The sequence below is a fragment of the Deinococcus budaensis genome, assembly GCF_014201885.1.
GTDB classification, from domain to species: Bacteria; Deinococcota; Deinococci; order Deinococcales; family Deinococcaceae; genus Deinococcus; species Deinococcus budaensis.
The window spans coordinates 56,641-76,796 of record NZ_JACHFN010000007.1 but is presented as its reverse complement, the minus strand read 5'-3'; the positions used below and the strand labels follow the sequence as shown (position 1 = coordinate 76,796).

The 20,156-nt window shown below is 71.8% G+C and carries 26 protein-coding genes; 16 read left to right on the top strand and 10 right to left on the bottom strand.

All coding sequences use genetic code 11. The features are described 5' to 3' along the window. Positions 1 to 46: 46 nt before the first annotated feature. The 6 genes from HNQ09_RS10595 to HNQ09_RS10570 all read left to right on the top strand — a co-directional run bounded on the left by HNQ09_RS10595 (position 47) and on the right by HNQ09_RS10570 (position 4,208). Positions 47 to 1,441: an MBL fold metallo-hydrolase gene (locus tag HNQ09_RS10595; protein WP_184028890.1), complete on the top strand. Its 1,395-nt coding sequence runs from the start codon at positions 47 to 49 to the stop codon at positions 1,439 to 1,441. Positions 1,442 to 1,505: 64 nt separating this feature from the next. Next, complete coding sequence (locus tag HNQ09_RS10590; RefSeq protein ID WP_184028888.1) at positions 1,506 to 1,823, top strand: rhodanese-like domain-containing protein; 318 nt, start codon at positions 1,506 to 1,508, stop codon at positions 1,821 to 1,823. After that, positions 1,820 to 2,620 carry a TSUP family transporter gene (locus tag HNQ09_RS10585; protein ID WP_184028886.1) on the top strand — a complete coding sequence of 267 codons (801 nt, stop codon included), beginning with the start codon at positions 1,820 to 1,822 and terminating at the stop codon, positions 2,618 to 2,620. Before HNQ09_RS10590 ends, HNQ09_RS10585 begins: the two co-directional genes overlap by 4 nt. A gap of 54 nt (positions 2,621 to 2,674) precedes the next feature. Beyond that, complete coding sequence (locus tag HNQ09_RS10580; RefSeq protein WP_184028884.1) at positions 2,675 to 3,250, top strand: YeeE/YedE family protein; 576 nt, start codon at positions 2,675 to 2,677, stop codon at positions 3,248 to 3,250. Beyond that, positions 3,247 to 3,723, top strand: a complete 477-nt coding sequence (locus tag HNQ09_RS10575; protein ID WP_184028882.1) for a DUF6691 family protein — start codon at positions 3,247 to 3,249, stop codon at positions 3,721 to 3,723. The genes HNQ09_RS10580 and HNQ09_RS10575 overlap by 4 nt, the downstream gene beginning before the upstream one ends. 11 nt (positions 3,724 to 3,734) lie before the next feature. Beyond that, positions 3,735 to 4,208 (top strand): methyltransferase family protein, encoded by a 474-nt coding sequence (locus HNQ09_RS10570; RefSeq protein WP_184028879.1) that lies wholly within the window; start codon positions 3,735 to 3,737, stop codon positions 4,206 to 4,208. A gap of 145 nt (positions 4,209 to 4,353) precedes the next feature. On the opposite strand, the gene HNQ09_RS10565 is transcribed toward HNQ09_RS10570, so the two are convergent. The 3 genes from HNQ09_RS10565 to HNQ09_RS10555 all read right to left on the bottom strand — a co-directional run bounded on the left by HNQ09_RS10565 (position 4,354) and on the right by HNQ09_RS10555 (position 6,319). Continuing rightward, positions 4,354 to 5,286 (bottom strand): LiaF transmembrane domain-containing protein, encoded by a 933-nt coding sequence (locus tag HNQ09_RS10565; protein ID WP_184028877.1) that lies wholly within the window; start codon positions 5,284 to 5,286, stop codon positions 4,354 to 4,356. 15 nt (positions 5,287 to 5,301) lie between these two features. Continuing rightward, positions 5,302 to 5,922 carry a hypothetical protein gene (locus HNQ09_RS10560; protein WP_184028875.1) on the bottom strand — a complete coding sequence of 207 codons (621 nt, stop codon included), beginning with the start codon at positions 5,920 to 5,922 and terminating at the stop codon, positions 5,302 to 5,304. A gap of 61 nt (positions 5,923 to 5,983) precedes the next feature. Beyond that, the gene (locus HNQ09_RS10555) at positions 5,984 to 6,319 is read right to left on the bottom strand and encodes a DUF4342 domain-containing protein (RefSeq protein WP_184028873.1); all 336 of its coding nucleotides are present in this window, start codon (positions 6,317 to 6,319) and stop codon (positions 5,984 to 5,986) included. Between the two features lie 222 nt (positions 6,320 to 6,541). On the opposite strand from HNQ09_RS10555, the gene HNQ09_RS10550 reads away from it, so the two are divergent. Further along, positions 6,542 to 6,736, top strand: a complete 195-nt coding sequence (locus HNQ09_RS10550) for a hypothetical protein (RefSeq protein ID WP_184028871.1) — start codon at positions 6,542 to 6,544, stop codon at positions 6,734 to 6,736. Positions 6,737 to 6,824: 88 nt separating this feature from the next. Here the strand turns inward: HNQ09_RS10550 and HNQ09_RS10545 are convergent, their stop codons facing one another. Beyond that, the gene (locus HNQ09_RS10545) at positions 6,825 to 7,082 is read right to left on the bottom strand and encodes a hypothetical protein (RefSeq protein WP_184028869.1); all 258 of its coding nucleotides are present in this window, start codon (positions 7,080 to 7,082) and stop codon (positions 6,825 to 6,827) included. Positions 7,083 to 7,260: 178 nt separating this feature from the next. Between HNQ09_RS10545 and HNQ09_RS10540 the strand changes: the two genes are divergently transcribed. The 7 genes from HNQ09_RS10540 (at position 7,261) to HNQ09_RS10510 (ending at position 13,744) form a co-directional block, all read left to right on the top strand. Next, positions 7,261 to 8,586 (top strand): hypothetical protein, encoded by a 1,326-nt coding sequence (locus tag HNQ09_RS10540; protein WP_184028867.1) that lies wholly within the window; start codon positions 7,261 to 7,263, stop codon positions 8,584 to 8,586. A gap of 74 nt (positions 8,587 to 8,660) precedes the next feature. Continuing rightward, positions 8,661 to 9,488 carry a 2-oxo acid dehydrogenase subunit E2 gene (locus tag HNQ09_RS10535; protein ID WP_184028864.1) on the top strand — a complete coding sequence of 276 codons (828 nt, stop codon included), beginning with the start codon at positions 8,661 to 8,663 and terminating at the stop codon, positions 9,486 to 9,488. After that, positions 9,485 to 10,381: a DUF6544 family protein gene (locus HNQ09_RS10530; protein WP_184028862.1), complete on the top strand. Its 897-nt coding sequence runs from the start codon at positions 9,485 to 9,487 to the stop codon at positions 10,379 to 10,381. Before HNQ09_RS10535 ends, HNQ09_RS10530 begins: the two co-directional genes overlap by 4 nt. A 169-nt stretch (positions 10,382 to 10,550) precedes the next feature. Next, on the top strand, positions 10,551 to 10,775 hold the full coding sequence (locus HNQ09_RS10525) for a hypothetical protein (protein ID WP_184028860.1): 225 nt from the start codon (positions 10,551 to 10,553) through the stop codon (positions 10,773 to 10,775). A 123-nt stretch (positions 10,776 to 10,898) separates the two neighbouring features. Next, positions 10,899 to 11,384 carry a universal stress protein gene (locus HNQ09_RS10520; RefSeq protein WP_184028858.1) on the top strand — a complete coding sequence of 162 codons (486 nt, stop codon included), beginning with the start codon at positions 10,899 to 10,901 and terminating at the stop codon, positions 11,382 to 11,384. A 220-nt stretch (positions 11,385 to 11,604) separates the two neighbouring features. Further along, positions 11,605 to 12,441 (top strand): AfsR/SARP family transcriptional regulator, encoded by an 837-nt coding sequence (locus tag HNQ09_RS10515; RefSeq protein WP_184028856.1) that lies wholly within the window; start codon positions 11,605 to 11,607, stop codon positions 12,439 to 12,441. A 52-nt stretch (positions 12,442 to 12,493) separates the two neighbouring features. Then, positions 12,494 to 13,744, top strand: a complete 1,251-nt coding sequence (locus tag HNQ09_RS10510; RefSeq protein WP_184028854.1) for an SLC13 family permease — start codon at positions 12,494 to 12,496, stop codon at positions 13,742 to 13,744. Between the two features lie 17 nt (positions 13,745 to 13,761). Here HNQ09_RS10510 and HNQ09_RS10505 read toward each other — a convergent pair whose 3' ends face one another. The 6 genes from HNQ09_RS10505 to HNQ09_RS10485 all read right to left on the bottom strand — a co-directional run bounded on the left by HNQ09_RS10505 (position 13,762) and on the right by HNQ09_RS10485 (position 18,078). Next, positions 13,762 to 14,439, bottom strand: coding sequence for a phosphoenolpyruvate carboxykinase domain-containing protein (locus HNQ09_RS10505; protein ID WP_246363302.1), 678 nt, complete (start codon positions 14,437 to 14,439; stop codon positions 13,762 to 13,764). Continuing rightward, complete coding sequence (locus tag HNQ09_RS18905) at positions 14,436 to 14,807, bottom strand: flavodoxin family protein (protein ID WP_246363285.1); 372 nt, start codon at positions 14,805 to 14,807, stop codon at positions 14,436 to 14,438. The genes HNQ09_RS10505 and HNQ09_RS18905 overlap by 4 nt, the downstream gene beginning before the upstream one ends. After that, on the bottom strand, positions 14,804 to 15,589 hold the full coding sequence (locus HNQ09_RS10500) for a hypothetical protein (protein WP_184028849.1): 786 nt from the start codon (positions 15,587 to 15,589) through the stop codon (positions 14,804 to 14,806). Before HNQ09_RS10500 ends, HNQ09_RS18905 begins: the two co-directional genes overlap by 4 nt. Continuing rightward, positions 15,586 to 16,326: a hypothetical protein gene (locus HNQ09_RS10495; protein WP_184028847.1), complete on the bottom strand. Its 741-nt coding sequence runs from the start codon at positions 16,324 to 16,326 to the stop codon at positions 15,586 to 15,588. Before HNQ09_RS10495 ends, HNQ09_RS10500 begins: the two co-directional genes overlap by 4 nt. A 70-nt stretch (positions 16,327 to 16,396) precedes the next feature. Beyond that, positions 16,397 to 17,185 (bottom strand): ABC transporter permease, encoded by a 789-nt coding sequence (locus tag HNQ09_RS10490; protein ID WP_184028845.1) that lies wholly within the window; start codon positions 17,183 to 17,185, stop codon positions 16,397 to 16,399. Then, complete coding sequence (locus tag HNQ09_RS10485) at positions 17,182 to 18,078, bottom strand: ABC transporter ATP-binding protein (RefSeq protein WP_184028843.1); 897 nt, start codon at positions 18,076 to 18,078, stop codon at positions 17,182 to 17,184. The genes HNQ09_RS10490 and HNQ09_RS10485 overlap by 4 nt, the downstream gene beginning before the upstream one ends. Positions 18,079 to 18,346: 268 nt before the next feature. On the opposite strand from HNQ09_RS10485, the gene HNQ09_RS10480 reads away from it, so the two are divergent. Beyond that, positions 18,347 to 18,823: a hypothetical protein gene (locus tag HNQ09_RS10480; protein WP_184028841.1), complete on the top strand. Its 477-nt coding sequence runs from the start codon at positions 18,347 to 18,349 to the stop codon at positions 18,821 to 18,823. Positions 18,824 to 19,513: 690 nt separating this feature from the next. After that, positions 19,514 to 19,921 (top strand): hypothetical protein, encoded by a 408-nt coding sequence (locus HNQ09_RS10475; RefSeq protein ID WP_184028839.1) that lies wholly within the window; start codon positions 19,514 to 19,516, stop codon positions 19,919 to 19,921. Positions 19,922 to 20,156 lie beyond the last annotated feature (235 nt).

Genomic DNA, 20,156 nt, shown 5'->3' with positions numbered 1-20,156 from the left:
CCTGGGGTATTTGACAGGATAGGGGGAGGGGGTATACGATCCGGGCATGTACTTCCAACGTTTCTACGACGACGACCTGGCCCAGGCGTCCTACCTGGTCGGCTGTCAGCAGACTGGCGAGTGCCTGGTGGTGGACCCGGTGCGGGACATCTCCCGGTATCTGGAGGAGGCCCAGGCCCAGAAGCTGCGGGTCACCCACGTCACCGAGACGCACATCCACGCCGACTACCTCTCCGGCGCCCGGGAGCTGGCCCAGGCCACGGGCGCGCGGCTCCTGCTTTCCGACGAGGGCGGCGAGGGCTGGCGGTACACCTATCAGGACGGCCACCAGGAGAGGCTGCGCGACGGCGACACCTTCATGGTCGGCCACGTCCGCATTCAGGCGGTGCATACCCCCGGTCACACGCCGGAGCACCTGAGCTTCCTCGTCACCGATACCCCGCGCGGGGACACGCCGGGCATGATCCTGACGGGCGACTTCGTGTTCGTGGGCGATCTGGGCCGACCCGACCTGCTCGACGAGGCGGCGGGCGGCCAGGACACCCGCTTCGAGGGCGCGCGGCAGATGTTCGCCAGTCTGCGCGACAGGTTCCTGACCCTGCCCGACTACGTGCAGGTCTGGCCCGGTCACGGCTCGGGGAGTGCGTGTGGCAAGGCGCTGGGGGCGGTGCCCACCACAACCGTCGGCTACGAGCGGGCGCTGAGCTGGTGGGGCCATATGGTCGAGCGGGGCGACGAGGCGGCGTTCACGAAGGAGCTGCTCTCGGGCCAGCCTGACGCGCCGCTGTACTACGGGCGGATGAAGCTGGAAAACCGGGGCGGCCCCGCTCTGCTGGGCGAGGTGAAGCCGCTGGCCGAGCTGAGCGCCGAGGACGTGAAGGCGAAGCTCGCCGCCGGTGCCCGCCTCATCGACACCCGCAAGAAGGAAGAGCATCAGGCCGCCGCGCCCGTGGGGAGCGTGAACCTCCCCGACGGCAAGACCTTCGAGACCTGGGCGGGGTGGCTGCTGACCCCCGACCGCGAGCTGATTCTGCTGGCCCCCGAGGGCCGTGCCGAGGCCCTGCGCCGCCGCCTGTGGATGGTGGGGCTGGACCGGGTGGTGGGCTTCGTCTCCAGCGCCGAGGATCTGGAAACGGTCCCCGCGCCGCCCATCCCAGCGACCGAGCTGCCGCAACACCCGGACGCCCTGATTCTGGACGTTCGAGCGAAGACCGAGTACGAGGAGGGGCACATCCCCGGCGCCCGGCAGCTCCACGCTGGACGCCTGCCCTGGAAGCTCGGCACCCTGCCGCGTGACCGTGAGATCGTCGTGCATTGCCAGGGCGGGGCACGCAGCGCCGCCGCCGCGAGCCTGCTGCGCGCCGAGGGCTTCGGCGTGCTGGAACTCGCCGGGGGGTACGACGCCTGGGCAAAAGCCCAGAGGCAGGAACAACCCGCCTGAAACGCCCTTCCCGGAGGCGGCAGGATTCGCGCCGCCTCCGTCTTCCATGAAAGCGAGTGGTCCCATGACCTACCAGCACATCTTCATCACTGAACTCGGGGGCAGGCGGCGCGGGGGTGCCCGCCTCGTGGACGGGCGCGAGCGCGGCGAGTATGAGGCCGGACACGTCCCCGGCGCCGTGAACCTCCCCCTCAGCGAACTCGCCGGGCGCGAGGACGGGACCAGGCCGAACACCGTTCTGATCCGCGCGGGCGGCCACCGCTCCTCGCAGGCGGCGGCCTCTCTGGCGAGGCTGGGCAAGACGGGCCTGCTGAACCGCTCGGGCGGCACGGCGGCCTGGGTGCAGGGGAGCCGGGAACTGCACCGGGGCGGGCGGCCGTGATCCTCGCCCTCGTCGGCGCGGCCCTGATCGGCCTCTCGCTGGGGCTGCTGGGGTCGGGCGGCTCCATCCTGACGGTCCCGGTGCTGGTCTACCTGGTGGGCGAGCCGGAGAAGCTGGCGATTGCCGAATCGCTCGCCATCGTGGGCGGCATCAGCCTGGTCGGGGCCATCCCCTACGCGCTGAAGCGGCAGATCGACTGGCGCTCGGTGCTGTGGTTCGGCGTTCCCGGCGTGACGGGCACCTTCCTGGGCGCGGCCCTGAGCGTGTTCCTCTCCGGCGCGGTGCAGCTGCTGCTGTTCGCCGTGGTGATGCTGCTCGCCGCCGCCATGATGTTCCGCCCGCAGCGGGGGGAGGTTCAGCCCGCCCCCCATCCCCGCTCTCCTCTCAAGATCGGCCTGGAGGGGCTGGGCGTGGGCGTCCTGACCGGGCTGGTCGGCGTGGGCGGGGGATTTCTGATCATCCCCGCGCTGGTGCTGCTGGGCGGACTGCCCATGAGCCTCGCGGTGGGGACCAGCCTGCTGATCATCGCGGCCAAGAGCTTCGCGGGCTTTTCCAAGTACACGCACGTCCTCGCCGAGCACAACCTGTCCATGCACTGGGACCTGATCCTGACCTTCACCGCCATCGGCATCGCGGGGAGCTTTCTGGGTGCCCGGCTGGGTAAGAAGGTTTCCAACGACAGCCTGAAACGCGGCTTTGCGGGCTTCCTGGTCGTGATGGGCCTGTACGTGCTGGCGACGAACGTGCCCAGGGTGCTCAGTCCTCCTGCGGCCGCCCAGGCGCGTCTGGCCCGGTAAGGCCGTGCCCGAACTCCACCTCCTCACCCCCCCTTTTTCGAGGTTCCTGCCCGCATGACTGAACTGCTCGACTTTCTGCGCTCGCCCTGGCCCTGGTACGTGGGCGGCCCCTTGATCGGCCTGACGGTGCCGCTGCTGCTGTGGCTCGGCAACAAGTCCTTTGGCATCTCGTCGAACCTGCGCCACGCCTGCGCGATCCTGCTGCCCGAACGGGTCAGGCCCGGTTTCTTCCGCTACGACTGGCGGAGGGAACGGTGGAACCTCGTGTTCGCGGGCGGCCTGATCCTGGGCGGCTTCGTGGCGGGCGCGCTGCTCGCCGACCCGGAACCTGCCCGGCTGAGCGCGGCGGGCGCGCAGTCCATTCGGGACCTCGGCGTGGAGCTGCGGCCCGGCCTGGTGCCCGCCGAACTGACCGACCTGGGCAGTCCCGGCGTGTGGCTGCTGCTCGCCCTCTCCGGCCTGCTCGTCGGCTTCGGCACCCGCTACGGGGGCGGCTGCACCTCCGGGCACGCCATCACCGGGCTGAGCACCCTGCAAGCTCCCAGCCTGATCGCCACGGTGTCCTTTTTCGTGGGCGGCATCCTCAGCGCGAACTTCCTGCTCCCGCTCTTCATGGCGGTGATCCGGTGACCAGTGCCCCCAACATTTCCGGTGTTCACCCCCAGTCCACCTCCACCACCCGCGCGGCGACCGGCCTGCTCGCCTACCTCCTCGCCGGGCTATACTTCGGCGCCGTGCTGGTCAAATCGGAGGCGGCGAGCTGGTACCGCATTCAGGAGATGTTCCGCTTCGAGGCCTTCCACATGTTCGGGCTGATCGGCTCGGCGGTGCTGACCGGGATGGTGACCACGATGCTGCTGCGCCGCAGTGGCCTCAAAAGTCGGGACGGGCAGACGATTCAGGTGACCGCCAAGGACAAGGGCTGGCGGCGCTACGTGTTCGGCGGCCTGACCTTCGGGGTGGGCTGGGGGCTGGCGGGCGTGTGTCCGGGACCGATTTTCGTGCTGCTGGGGGCCGGGGTGTGGCCCATCCTGATCGTGCTGGCGTTCGCGCTGCTGGGGACGTATCTGTATGGCGTCTTGAAAGACCGGCTCCCGCACTGAGGAGGGACCACATGACCGCATTCGAACACCGCTGGAACGCCCGGGGAGAAGGGTACGTGGCGGCCCAGGCCCTCCTGCTCGCCGGGATCGTGGCCCTGCCGCTGCTGCGACCTCGCTGGGGGACGCCACGGGGGCTGCGGGTCGCGGGCACCGCCCTGGTGCTGGCTGGAGGCACCCTCGTGGGCTGGAGTGGTCTGCGCCTGGGCCCCAACCTCACGCCCCTGCCCGAGCCACGGACGGAAGGGCAGCTCGTGCAGACTGGCCCCTATGCCCTGGCCCGCCATCCGGTCTACGGAGGGCTGCTCCTGGCCTCGCTGGGCTGGGCGCTGGCTCACGGGCACCGGGGGGCGCTGGGGCTGAGCGGCGGGCTTGCCCTCCTGTTCGACCGCAAGGCCCGGGACGAGGAACGCCGCCTGACGCGGCACTTCCCAGAGTACCCGGCCTACCAGCGGCGCGTTCGCCGATTCCTCCCCGGCGTGTACTGACGGTGCCCGGTGGCCCCGGCCGTTCTCACTTCGCCCCTGCCGTCACCGGGCGGGTGTTCCGGGGGAGGGCGGACCGCCAGGCGCCCTCCCCCAGTGAGGTTGGCGGCGGGGAGCGAGTGGGGGCCCCCGATCCCCGCCGAGCGTCTCAGGGTGCGCGCTCGATGAGGACCCGCCCCACGCCCCCGTTCACCCGCACCTCTGCCCGGTTGGGGTTGGTGCCCGGGTCCCCAATCACGGAGGTGTCCCCATCCCGCGTGACGGGGAGGGTCACCTGCACCGCGCCCAGGCCCGCGTTGGCGACCACCCGGGCCGCCAGCCCCGCCGGGAGGCGGACGGTCAGCGCCCCCACCCCGCTGCGAATGTCCGCCCGGGTCTCGCCCCGCGCCGGGAGGGTCACCGTCGTCTCACCCACCCCGCCCGCGAGCGTCAGGTCCGTCACCCGCAGGTTCCGCAGGTCGAGGTCCGCCCGCCCCACCCCGGTCGAGACGTTCAGCGTCCAGGGAAGCGTGGGGGCCAGCGCGAGGGTCCAACGCGGCGTGTTCTGCCCAGTAAAGCTGCCGGACGAGGACCCGCTCACGGCCACCTGGACCACCGCCGTCCCCCCGCGCTGGCTGGACTCGTTCGTGAGCCGCTCGTTCCGGGCAATCTGCACTTGCCCACTCACGAGGTCGCCCCGGTTCCCAGCCCGCAGGGCGAGCTGCGAGACCCCGGAGCGCAGGGTCAATTCCGCCCGGTGGACCCCGGCGGGCACGGCGACCCGGACTGGCTGATCGGTCAGCGCAGCCCCCGCGGGGGTCCGGACGCTCCACCACACGCCCACGACGGCGGCGACGGCGAACACCCCCAGCACGGCGAGGCCGCCCCAGCGGGTCCGGCGCCCCACCAGCACCTCCACCCCCACGGCGATCAGGGCGAAGGGCCACAGCCGCCACAGGGTGTCCCACACGCCGGGGGACAGCACCCCCAGGTTGGTCAGCAGGAACAGCAGCCCCAGGGCGATCAGGACCAGGGGCCCCACCAGGGAGGGCGGCCGTCTCCCCAGCCCCCCGCCCGCACCGGACGCGACAGGATCACTCATACCGTCTTCCCCCTCTCAGCGCCGCCCGCGGCGCGGGACGAAAAGCAGCACGCCGCCCAGGGCGATCAGGGCGAGTGGCCACAGGGTGCCCAGGGCGCCCGAGAACCAACCGCCGCTCAGCACGGCGAGCGCGAGGGCCCCAGCGGCGGGGTACCACGCCCAGCGGTGGGTCCCCCCATGGGTCCGCGCCGGGGGTAGCAGGGCCAGCACCAGGAACGTGAGCGCCAGCCCCAGGAAGAGCAGGGCCCCGCCGAACTGGCCCGGGAAAGCGGCCGTCAGCGCGACCGACAGCACCGCCCCGCCGGGGATGACGGCCCACCAGTGCTCGGGGTGCCGCCCGGCGATGAGCAGAAAGCCCGCCCCAATAGATGTCAGAAAGGCGGCTCCGCCCCAGGTGGCCCCGTTCGAGGCCGTGGCGAGCGTCAGCCCGAACAGCACCCCGCCGGGAATAAAGGCCCACCAGTCCCCGGCGCGGCGCAGGGCCAGCCCCAGGAAGAACGCGCCGCCCAGGCCGAACAGCACGCCCCACAGCAGACCGGACACGCTGGTCAACACGCCAAAGTTGGCGAGCAGGGCCAGCAGGCCGATGCCGAGCAGCAGCCAGCCCCACCCGTTCGTGAACTCTCGCCGTTGCATAGGGGCTCCTCTGGGCCGCTGTGCGGCCGCGGCCCGGACCGGGAAGGATGAATTTCGGGCGTCAGGGATCAGCGCGAACCGGAGGCCCCGCGTCCGGCGTGTCCCGGGTCACCACGACCTTCACGTGGGTCACCAGGGCCGCCAGCGCCCCCAGCGCGGCGAGGGCGGGCGCGGAGAGCACCACCAGGCCGCCCGCCACGGTGCCCAGGGTGAGGGACATGCTGAGCAGCTCCTCGCCCTCCTCGCTGAAAATGGTGACCCGCCGGGCATTTCCCTCGCGGGCGAGGTGGCGCACCTGCGCCACGAGTTCCGCGCCGGTCACCTCCAGCTCCTCCACAACCGGAGGCGGGGCCTGGGCGGGCGTGTTTTGCGGGGCCGTCTTCGTCTGGTCCGTCATGGCAAGCCCTCCTTTCCAGGCCCAGCTTCGGCCCCGGGTGTTACCGGGGGGTTACCGCCCCCGCCTCCCCCACCCGGCGGTAGACAGCACCTTTCACCGCGTCCGTGGCCAGCATGTACAAGGACGGTGATCCCGAGGATGGCCGCGAGCGGCCCTGGCGGCAGCGGCACGAACCCGAACGCCGGGGCGAGGGGGGTGTGGGGCAAGATCAGCGCGAGCAGGATGACGAGGACGGTGGACCCGCCCAGCAGCCTCCCGGGAACGGTGCGCCAGAAGGGCACGCGGCGCGTCCGCATGATGAGCGTGACGACGAGTTCGGTGAGCAGCGACTCCGCGAACCCACGCAGTGCGGAACTCGGCCGGTTTGGCTCGCAGCAGGGAGAGCCGCACCCCGACAGTCAGGAAGTCGAAGGCTGAGCGGACGGGCCCGAAGACCGTCACCAAGCGCCCGATGAAGCGGGGATCCCAGTGGCGCGGGCCAGCGCCGAGTTCGGGGTCCACCCGGTCAGCGGCACTTGCCATGCTGGGCAGGTCCGGGAGGAAGTCGTTCAGCGGAGTCGGCTTGGGCAGCGGCGGCAGGCATGGCAGGCACAGGGCCGTGCCCGCCATGCTCAGCATAGTTCCCGAAGTTCGCGCGGGTGGTCGTGAACACGGCCTTCAGCGGGTGAACAAAGGTCACCCGCCCCCGCCGGATGCCGCGTCCCAGCACCGCTAGGTCGCGAAAGAGCAGCACGAAGTCCGCCGCCTCGCGCGGCACGTCCACTACCCCTGAAACCGAGAGGCCCACGTCCGCCGCGTGCAGGGCGGGCGCTCCCAGTGAAGTCCCGGGTGGTAACCCCCACGTAACAGGCAGGCCCCAGCATCCAGGCCAGAGGGGTCGGGAACACCCGGTGGAAGCCGCGCCGGAGGGCAGGCCCAGGTGTGGCCCCAGGGGGTTCGCCATGCGCGACCAGCGAGAACGAGTGAAGTTGACCCACCGGACGAGCGCCCTGCTCGTCGGCCTTGCCCTGGGCGGAAGCGCGCCCGGGCTGTCGTGGCGGACGGGGGATGTGGTGCGCGTCCCCGCCAGCGAGGTGATCCGCGATGACCTGTACGTGGCCGGCCAGGACGTGCAGATTGACGGCGCCGTCACCGGCGACCTGATCACGGCGGGGAACACCGTGCGCGTGAACGGCCCGGTGGGCGGCAACGTCTGGGCGGCCGGGCAGAGCGTCACCCTGGGAGGCCGGGTGACGGGCAGCGCCCGGCTCGCGGGCTCGGTGCTGCGGGTGGGCGGGGGCGCGGCCATCGGGCGCGACCTCCTCGCCGCCGGGGTGGGCCTCGACGTGGCGCCCGGCGCGCGGATTGGGCGGGACGTGGCCTTTGGCGGCGCCCAGACCAGGCTGAACGGCACCGTCGCCCGCAACGCCTATGTCGGCGCCTACGGGGTGGAGGTGGGCGGCCCCATCGGCGGCGACGCCCGTTTCGATGTGGACAACCGCGCCACCTGGCCGCAGAACTGGACGCCCGGGGTGGCCCGCCCCGACCCCCTCCCCTCCGGCGTGCGTTTCAGCGAAGGCGGGCGAGTGGACGGGAACCTCACCCTGCGGATGCCGGACCGGCCCACCCTCCCGCAGGGCGCCGTGGCGGGGCGGGTGGAGTACGCGCCACTGGCCGCCCCGCGGGTGCCGAACGTGCGGGCGCCGGTGGCCGTGAAGACGACGAACGTGGGGCTGAACTTCCTGCGTGACTTCGTGGCCGTCGCGCTCGCGGGGCTGCTCCTGGTGTGGCTGGCGCGCGGTCCCCTCACGGCGATCACCGCGCGGCTGCGCGCCCTGCCGGGGGCCAGCCTGGGGTACGGGGCGCTCACCTTCGTGGGCTTCCCCCTCGCGGTGCTGACCTTTGCGGGCGCCACCGTGCTCGTCGCTGTGGGGCTCAGCGTGCTGGGGCTGTGGAATCTGGGGTTGCCCCTCGCACTGATCGGGGCGCCCGTGCTGCTGGGGGTCGGGGCGCTGCTCACCTGGGCAGCGTGGTTTGCCGCCCAGGGCTTGGCTGCCTTCCTGCTAGGGAGGTGGCTGGCCGGAGCGGTGCGGCCTGGGCATCCGGTTCAGCCTCTCACGGCCGTTCTGGTGGGCGCCCTCGTCCTGGCCCTGCTCGCCCAGGTGCCCGTCCTGGGAGGGCTGGTGACCTTTAGCGCGCTGCTGCTCACCCTTGGCGCCCTGTGGCTGTGGTGGCGCAGGCCGCGTGAGCCGCGTCTGGCGAACCTGCCTCCTCCCCATCCAGCGTAGGCGGGTCCTCCTTCCCGCCGTTCGGGCGCGGGCGGCGGGGAGCGGCTGATCCACAGCGCGAGAAAGGACCGACCATGAGCCGAAGCCCCTCCCACGTCTTCCCCTTCCCCCGCTCGCGGCAGGTGGTCGTGGACGCGGCGCGTTTCGCTCGGCACAGGCCCACCATTCGCGGCCTGATCGAGGTGGACGTGACCTCCGCCCGCGAGCGGTTGCGGCAGCACCACGCGGCCACCGGGGAGACGCGCTCCTTCACCGCTTTCATCGCTTCCTGCCTGGCCCATGCCGTGGACGCCGACCGGAGCCTGCACGCCTACCGCGACGGGCGGGGCCGCATCGTCGTGTTCGACGACGTGGACGTGGGCGTCATCGTCGAGGTCACGGCCCAGGGTCGGTCCTTTCCACTCGCCCACATCCTGCGCGCGGCGAACCGCCGTTCCCTGCGTGAGCTGCACGACGAGTTGCGCGCGGTGCAGGCCCACCCGGGGGCGAGTCCCAGCGGGCGGCAGGCGCGGCTGGCCGACCTGTTCTTGCGGCTGCCCGGTCCCGTGCGGCGCGCCGTCTACAGCTGGGTGAGCCGCCACCCCCACGTGTGGAAGGCGCGATTCGGCACCGTGGGCCTGACCTGCCTGGGGATGTTCGGCCCGGGGGGCGGCTGGGGCCTGGCCCTGCCCGTCCACACACTGTCGGTCACCGTCGGCGGCATCGGGGAGAAACCCGCGGTCGTGGACGGGAGAATCGTGCCACGCGAGTTGCTGAGCCTGACGCTGGATTTCGACCACGACCTCGTGGACGGCGCGCCCGCCGCCCGCTTCGCGCGGGACCTGCGCGAACGGCTGGAGCGCGCCGAGGGCCTGGAGAACTTGGCCGGGGCCACGACCCGGTCCGAGATGGAGGCCGTATGAACACCCGACACCTTCGCATCACCGCCGCCCACTCCGCGGGCCGCGCCGCCCGCCGCCGTGTCGGCTGGCGCCGTCCCCTCGGGTGGAGCGCGGGTATCCTCGCCGGTCTCGCCCTGCTGGGATGGGCGGGCTTGCAGGTCCAGCCCCAGCCCTTCCCCGCGTACCCGGCCAGGCTGAGCACGCCGGAGGCGGTGCCCCTGCCCGCCGGGCTGCCTGCCCCGGTCCAGCGCTTTTACCGCCAGACGTACGGCGAGTTCATCCCGGTGATCACCTCCGCCGTGGTCACGGGCCGGGCAAGTCTACGCTTCATTCCCGGCGGCCCGGCCTTTCCCGCGCGCTTCCGCTTCGTCCATGAGTCTGGGCGGAACTACCGCCACTACATCGAGGCAACGTGGTTCGGCCTCCCCCTGCTGCGGGTGAACGAGTCGTACCTGGACGGGGTGAGTCGCCAGGAGTTGCCCCGCCCCTTCCCGTCGAGCGTCGGCGATCCCAAGGGGGCGCAGGGCGCGAACCTGGGACTGTGGTCGGAGACGGTCTGGATGCCCTCTGTGTACCTCACCGATCCCCGCGTGCACTGGACGGCCGTGAACGACGAGACGGCGCTGCTGAGCGTGCCCTTCGGAGAGGAACGCGAGACGTACGTGGTGAGGTTCGACCCCGCGACCGGACGGCCGACCCTCTTCGAGTCGATGCGTTACCACGGGCCGGCGAGCCAGGAGAAGACCCTCTGGCTCAACCAGACGCTGGATTGGGGCGAGTTCGGCGGGATGACGCTGCCGCGGGAGAGCGCGGCACTCTGGCTGGACCAGGGCCGCCCGTGGGCCGTGTTCACCACCGAGGAGGTCGTCTACAACGCCGACGTGCGCGAGTACGTGCGGCAGAGGGGGCAGTGAGGGGGATGACGAACATGCTGCACTGGGGAGCAGGGCTGGTCCCCGCCCTGCACGGATTGATTCACCTGATGGGCTTCACGGCGTACCTGCGGCTGGCGGAGGTCCAGGGGCTGCCGTACACGACGACGGTGGTGGATGGGCACCTCGACCTGGGCACGGGGGCACGGCGGTGTTCGCCGCACTGTGGGTCGTGGCCGCCGTGGGCTTCCTGGTGGCCGCGCTGGCGTTCGTGTTCGGCTGGACCTGGTGGCAGCCCGCCCTGCTCGCGGCGACGCTGCTGCCGTTGGTGCTCACGGGGCTGGACTCCGGCCCGCCGAACCCCGGCAGCCTGGTGAGCGTCGTCATCCCCGCGGGGCTGTTGCTCGCGCCCCGGCTTCAGGGGAGCCCGGGGTGATGGGTCGCGCCGAGCCTGCCCTCCGGGCCTCCGCATCCGGCCCCGCGGGGGGTTCGTAACCCCCCGGTTACACCCCACGGGCCGGGTGAGGCAGCAGCCCCGAACTGTGGGAAAGGAGCACCTATGTTCCGGCACCTTCTCGTGCCCGTGGATCACCACCCCGCCTGCCACCCTGCGGCACACCACGCCTACGATCTCACCCGCGCCCTGGGTGGGCGCGTCACTCTCCTGCACATCCTGGAACGCGACACCCCCCCTGAACGGACCTCGGCGGACCGTCACCTGGAAACGCTCGCGGCGGGGGCGCGCCGCCCGCCCGCCCGGGTCGTCCTGCCCGTGAGGGATCACGACGTGCAGGGGGCCATCGCGCACTACGCCCGTAAGCACGCCGCCGACCTGATCGTCCTGGGGATCAGCGGGGCGGGGGGCCTCACCGACGACGCCCTCGGGAAGTTCGCGGTGAATCTCGCGCGGCTCAGCGCCCTGCCCGTGCACCTGACCGGAAGCCGCCCACCCTCTGAGGCCGTCCCGTCCCGCTGGGTTCAGGTGCTGGGCGACCGTCACCGTGCCGCCCATCCTGGCGTTGACGGAGCGCGGTCCGAGCCGTGAAGTGGGGGGGGAATCCAGCAGTGAGGTGCCGGTGCCTCGCGGTGGCCCCTCCCCCCGGGAACGGCGGCGGGCATTCAATGTCCGTCCCGCTCGCCCGTATGACCGCCGCTGGTCTTCTCATTACTTCTCACGAGGAGGCCACCTAAGATGAAAGAACGTTAAGGTTGCGGTTTGGCAGGCACCCCTTTCCCTCCCCTCCACGCCCTTCCCGAGGTGGTGCATGGCTGGTCTGACGCTTCGGTCGCTGGGACACGTCGAAGTTCTGTGGGACAGCCTGCCCGTGAAGTGGGGGGCGGAGAGCGCGCGTAACCTCGTGTTCTTCCTGCTGGCCCGGCCCGCCGGGCCGACCCGAGACGAGATCATCGACGCGCTCTGGCAGGAGGACGCCGGAGAACGCAGCGGCAACCGTTTTCGCGTCGCGCTGCACCGCGTCCGCGCGGCCCTGGGCAGCCCCGAGAGCGTCGTGGAGGAGTCCGGCACCTACCACCTCTCGGACGAGGTGCTGCGCGCCAGCGACGTCTTCCAGCTCTACGCCTCGCTGGACCGGGCGCAACACGCGCAGGGAGACGCCCGGTTCTTCGCGCTGAACCGGGCCATCGAGACCTACACGGGGGACTTCCTGCCCCACCTGCGGGCCGAGTGGGCCGAGGCCGCCCGGGAGGAGTACCGGGCCGTGTACACGCGGGCGTGCATAGAGCGGTCCCTGCTGCACTGCGAACACCTGCACTGCGACCTCGCGGTGCGGGACATGGTGACGGCGCTGCGGGCCGACCCCTACATCGGGGAGAACCACCACCAGAAGCTGATGACCTGCCTCTCGGTGATCGAGGGCAAGTACGCGGCGACCGAGCACTACCGCCGCTTCGTGCGCTTTCTGCACGCCGAGGTAGGTGATACGCCGATGCCCGAGACGGTGGCCCTCGCCGAGCAGGTCAAGGCGGGCGAGCCGATCTGTCAGCGGGGGCAGCGGGCGGACGCGCCCCTCACCCACAACTGCCCGCTGACCAGTGACGGCAGGTGCGCCGGCCCCTTCGCGGACCTGCTGACCCTGGTCTAGGCCCCAGCTCACCCGTAACGACCTGGAACGGGGGCGGGGGTAGCCTGCCCGCATGACCCTCGCCCTCCTCGCGCTGCTGGTGCTGGGCGCCACGCTGTTTCTCGGGATCGTCCGGACGGACCTCAACGTGGGCCTGCTGGGGCTGGCGGCGGCGTTCGCCGTCGGCGGCTGGGGCGCCGGGTTGGCCCCGGCCGAGATCGCCAGGCTCTTCCCGTCCACCCTGGTCCTCACGGTGATTGGCGTCTCGCTGCTGTTCGGGCTCGCGGGGGGCAACGGCACGCTGGATGTCCTGACCGGGGGGCTGCTGCGCGCGGCCGGGCCCAGCGGGCAGCGCCTGCCCCTCACATTTTTCGGACTGGCCTTCGCGCTGTCCGCGCTGGGGCCGGGCAACATCGCCGCTGTGGCCCTGCTCGCGCCCGTGGCGCTCCCCGCCGCCGTCCGCGCGGGGGTCTCCCCGCTGCTGATGGCCATCTTGCTGTGCACTGGGGCGAACGCGGGCACCTTTTCCCCCGTCGCGGTGACGGGCAGCCTCAACGTGACGCTCTTGGAGGGCCTCGGGCTGAACGACCCCGCCCTGCCCCTCACCGTGTTCGCGGGGGTCGCCGCCCTCCAGTCCCTCAGCGCCGGGCTGGCCTACCTCCTGCTGGGGGGGCTGCGGGTCCGGGCGGGTGCGGGCGGGACGGCCGACCCTCCCGACGTTCCCCCACTGACCCCCGTGCGCCGCCTCACCCTGGCTGTCCTCGCCGCGTTCCTGGTGCTCGTGGTGCTGCTGGGCGTGAATGCCGCGGCCGCCGCCTTCGTGCTGGCGTCCCTCCTCACCCTGCTGCGGGCGGGGGACGCCGAGAGCGCCGTCCGCGACCTCCCCTGGGGCGTGATCCTGCTCGTGGGCGGGATCGGCACGCTGGTGAACCTGCTGGAGGGGACGGGCAGCCTCGACCTCGCCACCGACCTGCTCGCCCGCCTCGCGGCGCCCGGCCTCTTTCACGCCCTGCTGGCTTTTGTGGCCGGGCTGCTGAGCCTGGGCAGCTCCTCCTCCGGGGTGGTGATGCCCCTGCTCGTGCCGCTGGTACCGGACCTGCTGCACAAGGTCGGGGCGGGCAGCCTGGTGGGCGGCGTCATCGCGGTGGACGTGGGCTCCCACATGGTGGACGTGAGCCCCCTCTCGACGCTCGGGGCCCTCTGCCTGGCCGCCCTGCCCGCGGAGGTGGACCGGGCGCGGGTCTTTCGCCTGCTGCTGGCCTGGGGCCTGGCGATGGCGGTCCTGGGGGCCGGGCTCGCCTGGGTCCTGCTCGACTTGCTGTGACGGCCCGGCATCGGCGGTCACCCGTTGCGGGGCCGTCCCGGCCCCCAGTGTTCCGGCGCCCGCCACAGCCCCGACACGACCAGCCCGCGGATAAAGAGAAACTCCTTGGGCAGCTGGTCGTACAGGCGGGTGAACAGGGCGTCGTGCTCGGTCAGCTCGCGCTGCCACACGCCCCGGTTCACGCTTATCAGGGTGTTGAACTGCTCCTCGCTGAAGTCCAGCCCGCGCCAGTCGAGGTCGCCGTAGCGGGGCATCCAGCCCAGCGGCCCCTCGATGGCAGCGGCGCGGCCGTGGGCCCGGTCCACGACCCCCTTCAGCACCCGCATGTTCTCGCCGAAGCCCGGCCACAGGAACTGCCCCCCGTCGCCCCGGCGAAACCAGTTCACGAGGAAGACGCGCGGCGGGTTCGGCAGGTGACGCCCAAAGTCCAGCCAATGGTTGAAGTAGTCGGCCATGTGGTAGCCGACGAAAGGCAGCATCGTAAAGGGGTCGCGCCGGACCTCCCCGGTGGCGCCCAGCGCGGCGGCAGTGGTCTCGCTGCCCATCGTGGCGGCGGCGTACACCCCGTAGGTCCAGTTGAAGGACTGGTACCCCAGCGGCATCGCCGTGCTGCGCTGCCCGCCGAAGATGAAAGCCTCGATGGGCACGCCCGCCGAGTCGTCGTAGGCGGGGTCCGCCGAGGGGCACTGGCTCAGCGGGGCGGTGAAACGCCTTCCGCGATGTGCTGGGCCGCGTAGGCTCCCGGCCCGGCGAGGCGGGCGAAGAAACCCGGGAGGACGGACCCCGCCTCCGCCACCGGGATGCGGGTGTCGAAGGCGGCCACGCCAGCGCCCCCGAGTCCATTCGCCGGAATGGACCGCAGCCACCCGGTGATGGCGGGTGTGGGCCGGAACCGCTGGGTCGGGGAGCCGACGAGCAGCTCCAAGCCCGTCAAGCGTCCCGGGGAGACCTCACCCACGCGCACGGCCTGGGCCTCCCCTGGGGTACCCAGCGCGCGCCCGATGGCCTGCACGACCCGCTCCGTGTTGCCGTGCTGCGAGTCGTAGACGACCAGGGTGTTCATGCCGTCCCCCTTCCCCGCCGCAAGAGGCCCCGCGCGATCAGGAGGTACCAGACCAGCAGCAGGGGCAGCGACAGCAGCGAGAGCCAGACCCCGACCCCCGGCAGGAAGAGGCCCAGCGCCAGGGCGTGGCCGACCATCCCCAGCGGTCCGGCGACCCGCCCAAAGCTCCCGTCCCGCCGCATCAGGGCCGAGATCAACACGGCGGCGACCGCCCACAGGACGAAGCTCAGGTTGAAGGCGGTGCCCTGGTAATGCCATCCAGGCAGGGGGTTCGGCCCGGCCGACGCGCCGAGGTAGGTCGTGAGCATGGACTGTCCCGCGGCCTCCAGGGTCGCCCGCCCGGCGTCCGTCGTCGCCCGGGCGTACTGCCCGCTCAGCGCGAGCATCTCGAACAGGCGGCTCGACGAGAGGTGGGTGGAGATCGCCACGGCGGCGAGCGCCCCCGCGAGGGTGATCAGCGCTGGGCCGGATCGCCGCAAGGCCAGGCCGAGGGCGAGGACCACCGGGATGTTGGCGAGGAACGAGAGGAGTACCGGGAGGTCCAGCCCCAGCATCCCCTCAAGCGGGCTCCGCTGGAACAGGGCGAACCACTCGGCCACCGTTCCCTGGGGCGGGGGCCAGACGACGTACGTCACCACGCCGGCCACGGTCAGCGCGGCCACGACCAGGGCCGCCACCGCGCCCACCCGGTAGAGCGGCTTCCAGGGGGCGTCTCCTGCCCCAGCCAGAACGTCGGGTGTCTGCCGCCGAGCCAACGAGGGGTCCGAGCTGATTGTGTTCATCGCTGTCCTCCCAAGGTGGAGTGGGCCGTGCTCCTCGCCGCGTCCTGGGTCATGCCCAGCCGGGACAGCCTCCAGCCCACCGCCAGGAACCAGAGCGGGAGCAGCAGGCCGTACACGAGATACCAGGCGCCGATCAGGTCCCGCAGCGCTTCGCACACGAGGCCCACCGCGCCGGTCACGATGCCCAGCCAGGCCACACGCCGAGGGAAGATCCCCCGCAGCATGGGCAGGGAGATCAGCCCGATGCCCAGCGCGGTGAGGATACCGGCAGCGTTCACGGCGTTGCTGACGGCCATCAACCCCTCGGCGGCAGTGGCGAGGGCGCTGCGGCGCGCGGGGTCTGTGGTGGCCACGAACTGATCACTGAGGAGCAGGAGGCCGCCGTTCAGCGAGGGCGGGCTGCTGTTGTACGCCAGCGCGACGATCTCGGAGGCGATGCCGATCAGCCCTCCCAGCGCGGCGAAGCTCCGGTTCAGGGGCCAAAGGGCTACGGTGAGCGCCAGGAAGACGACCATGGCGGGCACGCTGAGGCCCACGAAAGAGACGAATTCGGTGAGGTAGACCGCCTTGTGGGCAGCGATGTAGTCGAGCATCGCCGTTCCACCCGAGAGCGGGGGCTGGGGGGCCACGCCCAGCAGCACCAGCGGAATCAGGAGCAGGAGGACATAGAGGGCGGCGCAGGCCGCTCCCACCCGGTAGAGCGGGCGCCACGCCGGGTCTGTCGGCCATGCGCTCACCGCAGCTCCTCTCTCCTGAGGGTCAGAACCGGCGCCGCGCCCTCCGCGTGGCTCGCCCGGCCCGGCCGCTCTAGCCATAAGTCCGGCCCTCGTCCCGCCCGTAGGCCCACAGCGCCAGCAGCGCGAAGGCCAGCGTGTAGGCCATAAGCCACAGGGCGTGATCCAGCCCCGCCTCGCCACGCAGGGCGCCCTGGGCGAAGCCCGCGCTGTGGTAGGCGGGGAGGTACGGCGCGAGGGTCCGCAGAAAGCCGGGCAAGCTGTCCAGCGGCACGAACAGGCCCGAGGCGAAGGCGACGGGGAGGAGGATCAGGTTGGCGACCCCGGCGGCGGCTCCCGGCGCAAAGGCGTACCCGATCCACAGCCCCAACACCACGAAGGGCAGCGTCCCCAGCAGGAGCCGCCCGAGCAAGGCCAGCCAGGTCAGCGGGGGCAGCGCCACGCCCACCCCCGCCGCAAAGGCGAACAGCAGCACCAGGGCGAGGAGACCGACCAGCAGCGCCATGACGACCTTGGCCGAGAAAAGGGCGAGTGGGGTCAGCGGCGTGACCCGCAGCCGGGTGAGCCAGCCGCTCCCGCGCTCCGTGGCGACCGAAACGCCGAAGGAGAACAGGCCGACCATCATCATGCTGTAGGCCGCGAACCCCACCAACAGCGCCGTGCCGACGTCCTGCCCCGTGGCATCCCGCTGCCCCACCGCGGGCCAGCCGAAAAAGGCGAAGAGCATCAGCGGCAGGGCGAGGATAGGGACCATGAGGGCCGGATTGCGCGCCACCTTGAGGGTCTCGCACCACACGAGGGAGCCGAAGGCCCGCAGGGGACGCCGCGCGGGCAGGGCGGTGGGCAGATGGGTGGTGGTCATGCGGGGCTCCTTTCCCTCGTGATCTCCACGAACGCCTCCTCCAGCCCCGCGCCCGTCACCTCGATGTCCCGCACCGGCCAGTCGGTGCCCAGCAGGGCCCGCAGCAGATCCTCGGCCTGCCGGGTGTACAGGTTCACCGCCTCGCCCGCCACGTCCACGCGGTCCACCCCGGGCAGCGCCGCGAGGAGTGCCGGGATGGCCCCCGCCAGACGGAAGCGGACGTGCTTGCCGCCCACCCGCGCCTTGATCTCGGCGGGGGTGCCGTCGGCCACGATGCGGCCCCGGCTCAGGACGACGACCCGCCCGGCGAGCGCGTCGGCCTCCTCCAGGTTGTGGGTGGTGAGCACGACGGTCTTACCGGCCTCGGCCAGCCGGGCGACCTGTTCCCACAGGGCGTGGCGGGCCTCCACGTCGAGGCCGGTGCTGGGTTCGTCGAGGAACAAGACCTCCGGGTCGCCGCAGATCGCCAGGGCGAAGGAGAGCCGCTGCCGCTGCCCCCCGGAAAGCTGGGCGGGGTAGGCGTCCGCCTTGTCCTGAAGGCGGGCGAGGCCCAGCACCTCCCGTGCGGGGAGGGCGCGGGGGTACAGGCGGCGGAAGAGTTCGATCAACTCGCGCACCCGCAGCGGGCCCGGCGTGTCGGGGTCCTGAAGCATGGCGCCGATTCGGGCGCGGCTGGCGGGAAGGCGAGGATCGAGCCCGAACACCCGCGCGGTGCCGGAACTGGGCTTGCGCAGGCCCAGCAGCAGGCTGATGGCGGTGGTCTTGCCCGCCCCGTTGGGGCCGAGCACCGCCACGACCTCGCCGGGCTCGACCCGGAGACTCACCTCGCCCAGGGCCTGGACAGGTCCGAAGCGCTTGGTGGCCCGACGCAGTTCCACGGCGGCGGTCGTCATCGTGATCCTCCCCTGGTCGCCCAGCTCCCCGGCCCGGGGGCTGCGTGGCGGTGGTCGCGGCGGCCACGCGGGCTTTGCTCAGGCGCGACCTTACCGTGCCATAGGAAAGTTACCCGGCCGTTACGACGGGAGACAGGCCGTCCTGGCCCCACCTCACCGCCCCACCAGCGGCACTCCTGGGCCTGGGGTGGCGGTAACCCTCCCGTAACTGGATCGGGGGAGGCTGAGCCTGTCCGGGTCAGCCCGCCCGGGGAAGGAAACGATGAAGATGCTAACGCCTGTGGTGATCTGGTGGCTGTTCGCGCTCGGCCTGGCCGCGCTGAGCCTGCTCCGGCCAGCCGCAGCCCGGTACGTCCTGGCCGCCTTTATGCTCGTCATGTCGGGCGTCAACGTGTATGTGGGCGTTACTGACCCCGGCTCGTACGTCACCTTTGGAGGGAGTTCCCCGGTGCCGCTGTACGCCTGGTTCTTCCATTCCGTGGTGGGCCTCGCCCCGGCGGCCTTCGTGCTGGCCCTCGCCGTGTTCGAGGCGGGCGTCGGCCTGGCCCTGCTGGGAAGAACCGCGTGGGTGCGCTGGGGCGCCGTGCTGGGGGCGCTGTTCGCGCTCGCCATCGTCCCGCTGGGGGTGCTCACGAGTGGGAACCTCGCCTTCGCGCTCGCCCTGCTGCTGCTGCTGGCCCGCCCCTTCTCCCGCTCACTGCTCGACGTCTGGACCGGCGCGAGACGGCACCTGCCGGTGGCCTGAGCGGCCTTTCCCCTATTGATGAAGCCGAAGTGTAGGAGCCGGACCCCGGCCAGTCCCGGGGGCTGGATGCGGGGTCCCGTTCGATCTTTCGCGCAGTGGGAGACTGCGGCCGCCCACCGCGGCGGGAGGGCACACCGCTGCGCTTCGGTGCACCGCGGGAACAGCCCTGTCACCTCCAGGGCCCACCCTCGACCCATGACCAGGACGGACGCGGCGTACGGGGCACTCCCGCTTCGAGGGCTTCACCAACTGGCTGACCCAGAAACAGCGCCCCATGCGGGGAGGGCGGCGGCAAGTGGTCGGTGTGGGGGTGGTGGGCGTACAGGCGCTGGCTCCCATTGGGGTGGGGATGCAGCGTCTTTCCCCCCGTCGGGCTGGCCGCCCAGGCCCTCGCTCTGACCGCAATGGCGGTGGAGGACCTGGGCACACACGGCGTAATGCTCGGTCGCGGCAAGGCCACGCGCCGCGAGCTGGCGGTGAAAGGCGGCGGCGCATTTGCGCCTCAGGGCACCCGCACCTCTCGGCATACTTGCGGGCCATCCCCAGGGTGCAGCCCGTGTCTTGGCCGTTGGCGGTATCAAAGCACCGCTTGGCCCAGGCCTCCAGCGTGCCTGTGCCTGCGCTGTAGAAAGTACCCACCGTGACCTTGCACCGCGTCAGCGCGTCCACCATCGTCATGGTGAAGTCGCCATGAAAAACATCCAGGGCTGGACCGATAGCTCGGTCACGCACTTCGCCAACCTGGCCCAGTTCGGCGAACAGCTCCTGTTGTCGGTTCGTCTTGGCAACTGGAGAACGGCCAACGCGCTTCAAGCCGGTGCCTGGGCGCGGTTCTGGCGACAGAAACTCCAGGGGTACATCTACGCCTACCGCGCCGTTGCGGGTGTGGACTTGAGCGCCGATGTGACAGACAACGCTCCGACCACCGACCGCTACCTGCCCCCCTCGGCGCACCTTCAGCGCCAGCTCGAACGGCAGAAGCGGGGCGTCCTGCCCCGGCGAGGTCGCCCGCCGTCTTCCAGGAACCCCGGGTTCGGGGCCGCCTGCCCCGCTGAGAGGCAGGGGCCGTGGCCCGCTCTGCGAAAGGGGAGAACATGAACAGAAATGGCAGCAGGCAGGGGGAGGTTCTCCCGGTGGGCAGCCCTCCGACCCACCGCGCGGGCTGCGGGTGCGCCGCGTGTCAGACCCGCGCCACCGAGCTGGGAGACGAGGCCACCCGCTTCAGGAGTCAGCCCCGCCGGGCCGAGGCAGGCAGGCGGCGGATCGTCCGGCACGTGCATCCGGCGGGGTGCCGCTGCCGCGCGTGCTGGCCCCGCCGCGGGGTCTGGTGGGC

What these genes read in the sequence shown, in the direction of transcription:
- HNQ09_RS10540 (WP_184028867.1), top strand. Translation starts at nt 7,261, where the DNA reads ATGCGCGACCAGCGAGAACGAGTGAAGTTGACCCACCGGACGAGCGCC.
- HNQ09_RS10500 (WP_184028849.1), bottom strand. Translation starts at nt 15,589, where the DNA reads ATGAACACAATCAGCTCGGACCCCTCGTTGGCTCGGCGGCAGACACCC.
- HNQ09_RS10475 (WP_184028839.1), top strand. Translation starts at nt 19,514, where the DNA reads ATGAAAAACATCCAGGGCTGGACCGATAGCTCGGTCACGCACTTCGCC.
- HNQ09_RS10555 (WP_184028873.1), bottom strand. Translation starts at nt 6,319, where the DNA reads ATGACGGACCAGACGAAGACGGCCCCGCAAAACACGCCCGCCCAGGCC.
- HNQ09_RS10595 (WP_184028890.1), top strand. Translation starts at nt 47, where the DNA reads ATGTACTTCCAACGTTTCTACGACGACGACCTGGCCCAGGCGTCCTAC.
- HNQ09_RS10560 (WP_184028875.1), bottom strand. Translation starts at nt 5,922, where the DNA reads ATGCAACGGCGAGAGTTCACGAACGGGTGGGGCTGGCTGCTGCTCGGC.
- HNQ09_RS10590 (WP_184028888.1), top strand. Translation starts at nt 1,506, where the DNA reads ATGACCTACCAGCACATCTTCATCACTGAACTCGGGGGCAGGCGGCGC.
- HNQ09_RS18905 (WP_246363285.1), bottom strand. Translation starts at nt 14,807, where the DNA reads ATGAACACCCTGGTCGTCTACGACTCGCAGCACGGCAACACGGAGCGG.
- HNQ09_RS10580 (WP_184028884.1), top strand. Translation starts at nt 2,675, where the DNA reads ATGACTGAACTGCTCGACTTTCTGCGCTCGCCCTGGCCCTGGTACGTG.
- HNQ09_RS10515 (WP_184028856.1), top strand. Translation starts at nt 11,605, where the DNA reads ATGGCTGGTCTGACGCTTCGGTCGCTGGGACACGTCGAAGTTCTGTGG.
- HNQ09_RS10510 (WP_184028854.1), top strand. Translation starts at nt 12,494, where the DNA reads ATGACCCTCGCCCTCCTCGCGCTGCTGGTGCTGGGCGCCACGCTGTTT.
- HNQ09_RS10535 (WP_184028864.1), top strand. Translation starts at nt 8,661, where the DNA reads ATGAGCCGAAGCCCCTCCCACGTCTTCCCCTTCCCCCGCTCGCGGCAG.
- HNQ09_RS10480 (WP_184028841.1), top strand. Translation starts at nt 18,347, where the DNA reads ATGCTAACGCCTGTGGTGATCTGGTGGCTGTTCGCGCTCGGCCTGGCC.
- HNQ09_RS10485 (WP_184028843.1), bottom strand. Translation starts at nt 18,078, where the DNA reads ATGACGACCGCCGCCGTGGAACTGCGTCGGGCCACCAAGCGCTTCGGA.
- HNQ09_RS10550 (WP_184028871.1), top strand. Translation starts at nt 6,542, where the DNA reads ATGACGAGGACGGTGGACCCGCCCAGCAGCCTCCCGGGAACGGTGCGC.
- HNQ09_RS10530 (WP_184028862.1), top strand. Translation starts at nt 9,485, where the DNA reads ATGAACACCCGACACCTTCGCATCACCGCCGCCCACTCCGCGGGCCGC.
- HNQ09_RS10570 (WP_184028879.1), top strand. Translation starts at nt 3,735, where the DNA reads ATGACCGCATTCGAACACCGCTGGAACGCCCGGGGAGAAGGGTACGTG.
- HNQ09_RS10565 (WP_184028877.1), bottom strand. Translation starts at nt 5,286, where the DNA reads ATGAGTGATCCTGTCGCGTCCGGTGCGGGCGGGGGGCTGGGGAGACGG.
- HNQ09_RS10490 (WP_184028845.1), bottom strand. Translation starts at nt 17,185, where the DNA reads ATGACCACCACCCATCTGCCCACCGCCCTGCCCGCGCGGCGTCCCCTG.
- HNQ09_RS10520 (WP_184028858.1), top strand. Translation starts at nt 10,899, where the DNA reads ATGTTCCGGCACCTTCTCGTGCCCGTGGATCACCACCCCGCCTGCCAC.